Annotated in this window: 7 protein-coding genes; 1 reads left to right on the top strand and 6 read right to left on the bottom strand. The window is 42.4% G+C overall.

Translation table 11 applies throughout. The annotated features are described in order from the left end of the window. Window positions 1-11 precede the first annotated feature (11 nt). The 6 genes from WA010_RS07695 to WA010_RS07670 form a co-directional block, all read right to left on the bottom strand. A complete protein-coding gene (locus WA010_RS07695) occupies window positions 12-422 on the bottom strand; it encodes a hypothetical protein (protein WP_422556546.1) in 411 nt (136 codons plus the stop codon). A 239-nt stretch (window positions 423-661) separates the two neighbouring features. Then, window positions 662-889, bottom strand: coding sequence for a type II toxin-antitoxin system BrnA family antitoxin (gene brnA / locus WA010_RS07690; RefSeq protein ID WP_422556545.1), 228 nt, complete (start codon window positions 887-889; stop codon window positions 662-664). Continuing rightward, window positions 867-1139 (bottom strand): BrnT family toxin, encoded by a 273-nt coding sequence (locus WA010_RS07685; protein ID WP_422556544.1) that lies wholly within the window; start codon window positions 1137-1139, stop codon window positions 867-869. Before WA010_RS07685 ends, brnA begins: the two co-directional genes overlap by 23 nt. Window positions 1140-1194: 55 nt before the next feature. Continuing rightward, window positions 1195-1473, bottom strand: a complete 279-nt coding sequence (locus WA010_RS07680; protein ID WP_422556543.1) for a hypothetical protein — start codon at window positions 1471-1473, stop codon at window positions 1195-1197. Between the two features lie 82 nt (window positions 1474-1555). After that, window positions 1556-2488 carry a 16S rRNA (cytosine(1402)-N(4))-methyltransferase RsmH gene (gene rsmH, locus WA010_RS07675; protein WP_422556542.1) on the bottom strand — a complete coding sequence of 311 codons (933 nt, stop codon included), beginning with the start codon at window positions 2486-2488 and terminating at the stop codon, window positions 1556-1558. A gap of 56 nt (window positions 2489-2544) precedes the next feature. Next, entirely contained in the window at window positions 2545-3840 is a 1296-nt protein-coding gene (locus WA010_RS07670) for an adenosylmethionine--8-amino-7-oxononanoate transaminase (protein ID WP_422556541.1), read from the bottom strand. A 118-nt stretch (window positions 3841-3958) separates the two neighbouring features. Here WA010_RS07670 and WA010_RS07665 point away from each other — a divergent pair. After that, on the top strand, window positions 3959-4949 hold a 991-nt coding region (locus WA010_RS07665; RefSeq protein ID WP_422556540.1), incomplete at its 3' end, for a peptidylprolyl isomerase.

The raw sequence follows: 4949 nt of genomic DNA, 5'->3' as shown, positions 1-4949 counted from the left end.
CATTCCTATCATCACTTCTTAGTTAAATAATCCAGCACAATTCGTTTCTCACTATCAATCAGAAAAAGATCCATCTGTGCCGTTGCGTTCGCTTCATCGAATTTTTTAAAGACAACCACGACAAAAGGGACATCTTTTTGACTCCGTTTCGGAGGTAAAAGGCGTTTACGAAAACTTTGATTAGCATGTCCGGCATACAATATATGTTGTCCGACAAACCGATCAAAACTCTCGTGCACGACCAACCCTTTGTCGGTATACAGAGTCCATCGAAAATTGAGAACCCTCTCATGAGCCTCACTCTTTACGAGCACTTTGACCAACTCATCTTTTTTGAGAATAAAGCTTTTCGTCTCTCTCCAAGCGGCCGCATCCAAAAGGGTAAATACACCAACGAGCAAAAATATGAAAAATCGGCTCATACACACTCATTTCTGCACATTTGGACCGTACAATTGCTGAACACTAAAACAGATTATACATCTACTCGGCATAGGATCAATTTAAGTCGGAGATTATACCACCACAATTCTTAGGGGAGGAAAAAGGGGGAAAGGATTATTTGATAGGTATTGATTTGTTAAATTCGTCATCGTGTCGTAGCACGATGACGGGAGAGAGGCATCACCCTTCGACTGGCTCAGGGCGAACGGTGATAAAGTTACCCTGCTTTTTCCAAATGCTGTGCCAAAAACATTTTCATAATTGCTTGTCGAGCAACACCGAGCCGTTTTGCTTCATAATCAAGCCTCTCAATCATCCACACCGGTAAATCAAGATTCACCCTCTTTTGTTCCAAATTAGGACGGCGTGCCGCAGACCAATCGACAAATTTAGATATATCCTCACCGTTATCAAATGCTTCATCAAACTCTTGAACTGTTTTCATAATATTCTACCTCCACATCTCGTGATCTTCTCACGGAAATAATTCGGATCATTTCTGACCGATACGTGATGACAGCAGACCAGTGTTTTTCCCCGATTTTTCCAATACAGATAAAACGCTTTTCTTCGGAAAAATTCAAAGGAGCTTCAAGCAAATTTTCATCATGCCATAATGCTTGAGCTTCATCGAAGTCAATACCATGTTTTGCTAAATTAGCATCACTTTTGTTGCTGTCATATTCAAATTTCATACCAATAGTATACCAAATTTAAAAATAAAATGAGTGAGGGTATGACGGGGAAGTTCTAAAAGAGGGTATCCAACACTTGACTTTTATATTTCATCGTTTCAACTTTTGCTTTAATGAGACGGTTTTCTTCTTTTAGAGCATCGTGTTCATGACTTAACGTTGAAATTTCACGGCTTTTGAAATAGATTTGAGTATTAATAAAGATCTTCGGAAACACCAGCATCAAGATCAGAAAAATCCCGACAAAAACATTGCGTAAAAAAAACGGCCCCATCGAATCATCAGGGCTAATGATCTGTTGCGTCTCTTCTAAGATATCGTGTTTATCACTCATCGATCTTTCCATTTTGAACAACAGAGGAATAAAATCCCTCTGTTTACGCTAGAGCTTGCCTCTCCGAGGCAGAGGTCTACTTTCATTCTGAAAGTCCTCTTCGAATTTCAAATATGCGCAGTTTTGCACTGCGGCTTCTCGAATTTGCCCGTAGCTCATCATCCTGCGCCGTGAGGGGCTTTTTGGTAATCACTTTTCCGATAGAGTGATTGTTGCCGCAGGTACAGCGCATCGCATCATCGGGACAAATACAATTTTTCGACCATTTGGAAAAGCGGTTTTTCACAATCCGATCTTCGAGGGAGTGAAATGTGATAATCGCCACACGCAGAGTCTTAATATCCGATGCTTCGATCGCATCCAGTAGCCGTGTCAACTCACCCAGCTCATCGTTCACTTCAATCCGAATCGCCTGCATCACGAGTGTCGAGGGGTGAATCTTTTTCCCCTTCGGCATCAGATGAAAAATGGCGTTTGAAAGCTCTTTTGCAGAAGTGAACGGACGGCGTTGTACCATCGTCTCTGCTACTTTGCGGGCATTGGTCACTTCGCCGTATTCTCGCAGTATGGTTTCTAATGCACTCTGTGAGTATTCATTGACCACTTCATAAGCACTAAGCGGCGCATCGGGGTTCATCCGCATATCGAGAGTATCGCTCTCGTACGAGAACCCGCGCTCGCGCTGATCGAGTTGGAGCGAGGAAACCCCTATATCGGCTAAAATACCGCAAATTTGGTCCCCTTTTTCCCCTATCGCATCACGTGCGACATCCGAAAAACGGCCTCTGCGAATCTCGACACGGTTCCCATACGGTTCAAGCCGCTTGGAAGAAAATTCTATCGCCGTAGGGTCTTGATCGATTCCGATCAGTTTCAAAGCACCGTTATGATCAAGCAACAGCGAAGAGTGCCCGCCATACCCCATCGTACAATCGATAACGATCCCCTCTTTACACGGTGAAAAGGCTTCAATCACTTCACGATAAAGGACAGGGATATGAGGAGTCTCTTGCACACAGCGGCCTTTTTATTTATTGCCCTAATAATAGCTCAACCTCACTAATATCAGATTTAAATGTTACGTAATGCATACTCTATTGCGTCAAAAACTACTTTTATTTCTTCAAAACTAATCACATAAGGGGTCATCACATAGATCACGCTTCCTAGCGGCCGTATGAGTACACCCTGTTTCATACAATCTTGATGTATTTTCAGCCCGATCCGTTCACACGGATCAAACCCCTCCAGCTCAATCGCCGCAATCATCCCGCACTGACGTACCTCTTTGACCCTCGCCAATGACTCAAACCGTTTTAATTCTTGCGCTATAAAAGCGATCGTCCGTTGGTTATTTTCGATTACATTTTCCGATTCGAAAATATCGAGCGTCGCATTCGCCGCCGCACATGCCAACGCATTTCCGGTATAACTGTGTGAGTGCAAAAAAGATCGCGCAGGGTTATACTCACAATAAAACGATCCATACACCGCCTCTGTTGTTAGTACAACTGATAGCGGTAAATAGCCGCCTGTAAGCCCTTTTGAGAGTATTAAAAAATCGGGTGTTATACCCGCTTGTTCACACGCGAACATACTCCCCGTCCGTCCAAACCCGACCAAAATTTCATCCGCGATAAAATGGACTCCATACTCCTCACATAACACTCTGGCTTCGCTCAAAAACACAGGATGATACATCTTCATCCCCCCTGCCCCCTGCACTAACGGCTCTACGATCAATGCTGCGATCTCATCTGAGCGATCTTGGAGCAAACGCTCGAACGATTTTGCTGCTTCGAGTGCCGCTTCGATACTCTGATTTTTCGGTGAGGGTGTCTGAATCGAGCGGATCAGTAACGGCTCATAGGTCTCTTTATACAAGGCGACATCCCCAACCGAGAGTGCCCCCAACGTCTCACCGTGATAACTATCCGAAAGTGACACAAATAACGGCTTCTCTTTCCCACCGTTTTTATGAGAATGATACGACATTTTGAGTGCTACTTCAATCGCACTCGAACCGTTGTCAGCATAAAAACATCGTGTTAGTCCCTCGGGGGAGAGTTTGACTAATCGCTCCGATAATTTTATAATCCCCTCATGGGTAAACCCAGCTAAAATGACATGCTCTAATCTATCCAATTGCTCTTTTACTTTTTGATTGATATAAGGGTTGCAATGACCAAAAAGATTAACCCACCAACTGCTGATAGCATCGATAATACGGTTCCCTTCGAAATCGTACAGATATATCCCCTCCCCTTTGGAAATCGGAATCAGAGGGATTGTCTCATGATCTTTCATCTGGGTACACGGATGCCATAAAACATTCAAATCACGGCTTGAAACCTCTGAATTTCTCATGAAAAACCTTCAACTTTAAATATTGACATGATAACATGCGTTAGGCTTCATCTATTTTCATCCAAGTTTAATGGTAAACTGAATAGAATATCTGAATTTTACAATAGGATCGTTTAATATGATTACTTGGATGCAACGCCATCGAAAATACTTGGTTATCACGATCTGGATATCTACGATTGCTTTTATCGGAGCAGGATTCGTAGGATGGGGACAATACAGCTACGGAGATAAAGCTGGAGCAGTAGCTAAAGTTGGAGAAATTTCTATCACCTCTGCCGAACTCCAAAAAAGTTATTCAACTCTGTTTAACCAATACAACCAACTCTTTCAAGGAAAATTTGACGAAAACCAAGCCAAAACGTTCGGACTTCAACGTCAAGCTCTCCGTCAGTTGGTAAACCAAGCACTCATCCTCAACCTCGCCCAAAGCTATAATTTAAGTGTCACGGATGAAGAGCTTTGGAATATCATCAAGTCCCAACCAGTCTTTTCTAAAGATGGCACATTTGATAAAACGGTATATGCCAATACCCTCAAACAAAACCGATTGACGATCAAAGAGTACGAGGAGTCGATGAAAAAAGAACTTCTCATCCAAAAAACACTTTACCTTTTGGCATCAGGGAATCATCCATTAGAAGAGAAAGCTCTCTCTAGTGCTTTAGGAGTTGCCGATCGTATCAACTACAAAATCCTCACCCCAAATATGATCGATTTAACACCGGATGAAACAACACTAAAAGCTTTTTGGGAAAAACATAAAAATGAGTTTATGAGTGAACCAACGTTTGAAGTAGCTTATGTAACACAAACACCGACTACCACAATCCCTTCGGCAAAAGAGATTCGTAATTATTATGATATGAACCATCAATCTCTCAAAGATCCAAGCGGAAAAATCTTCTCTTTGGATGATGCACAAGGACGTATCATTGCAGCACTAAACGACAAAGCCACTGAAAAAGAAGCTCTTCGTTTATACATAGATTATAAAAAAGGTTCTTTAGATCAAGCTGTTGCCGTGAAAAAAGCAACTGTTACTTCATCTACATCGCCGTTTGATCCGGTATTGACAAAAGAAGTTATGGAACTTAGCAGTACCAAAC

Origin of the sequence: Sulfuricurvum sp. (assembly GCF_049305995.1) — a bacterium.
Lineage (GTDB): Bacteria > Campylobacterota > Campylobacteria > Campylobacterales > Sulfurimonadaceae > Sulfuricurvum.
Note: the sequence above shows the minus strand (reverse complement) of the source record. Positions and strands in the feature narration are given on the sequence as shown.

What these genes read in the sequence shown, in the direction of transcription:
- brnA (WP_422556545.1), bottom strand. Translation starts at nt 889, where the DNA reads ATGAAAACAGTTCAAGAGTTTGATGAAGCATTTGATAACGGTGAGGAT.
- WA010_RS07685 (WP_422556544.1), bottom strand. Translation starts at nt 1,139, where the DNA reads ATGAAATTTGAATATGACAGCAACAAAAGTGATGCTAATTTAGCAAAA.
- WA010_RS07680 (WP_422556543.1), bottom strand. Translation starts at nt 1,473, where the DNA reads ATGAGTGATAAACACGATATCTTAGAAGAGACGCAACAGATCATTAGC.
- WA010_RS07695 (WP_422556546.1), bottom strand. Translation starts at nt 422, where the DNA reads ATGAGCCGATTTTTCATATTTTTGCTCGTTGGTGTATTTACCCTTTTG.
- WA010_RS07670 (WP_422556541.1), bottom strand. Translation starts at nt 3,840, where the DNA reads ATGAGAAATTCAGAGGTTTCAAGCCGTGATTTGAATGTTTTATGGCAT.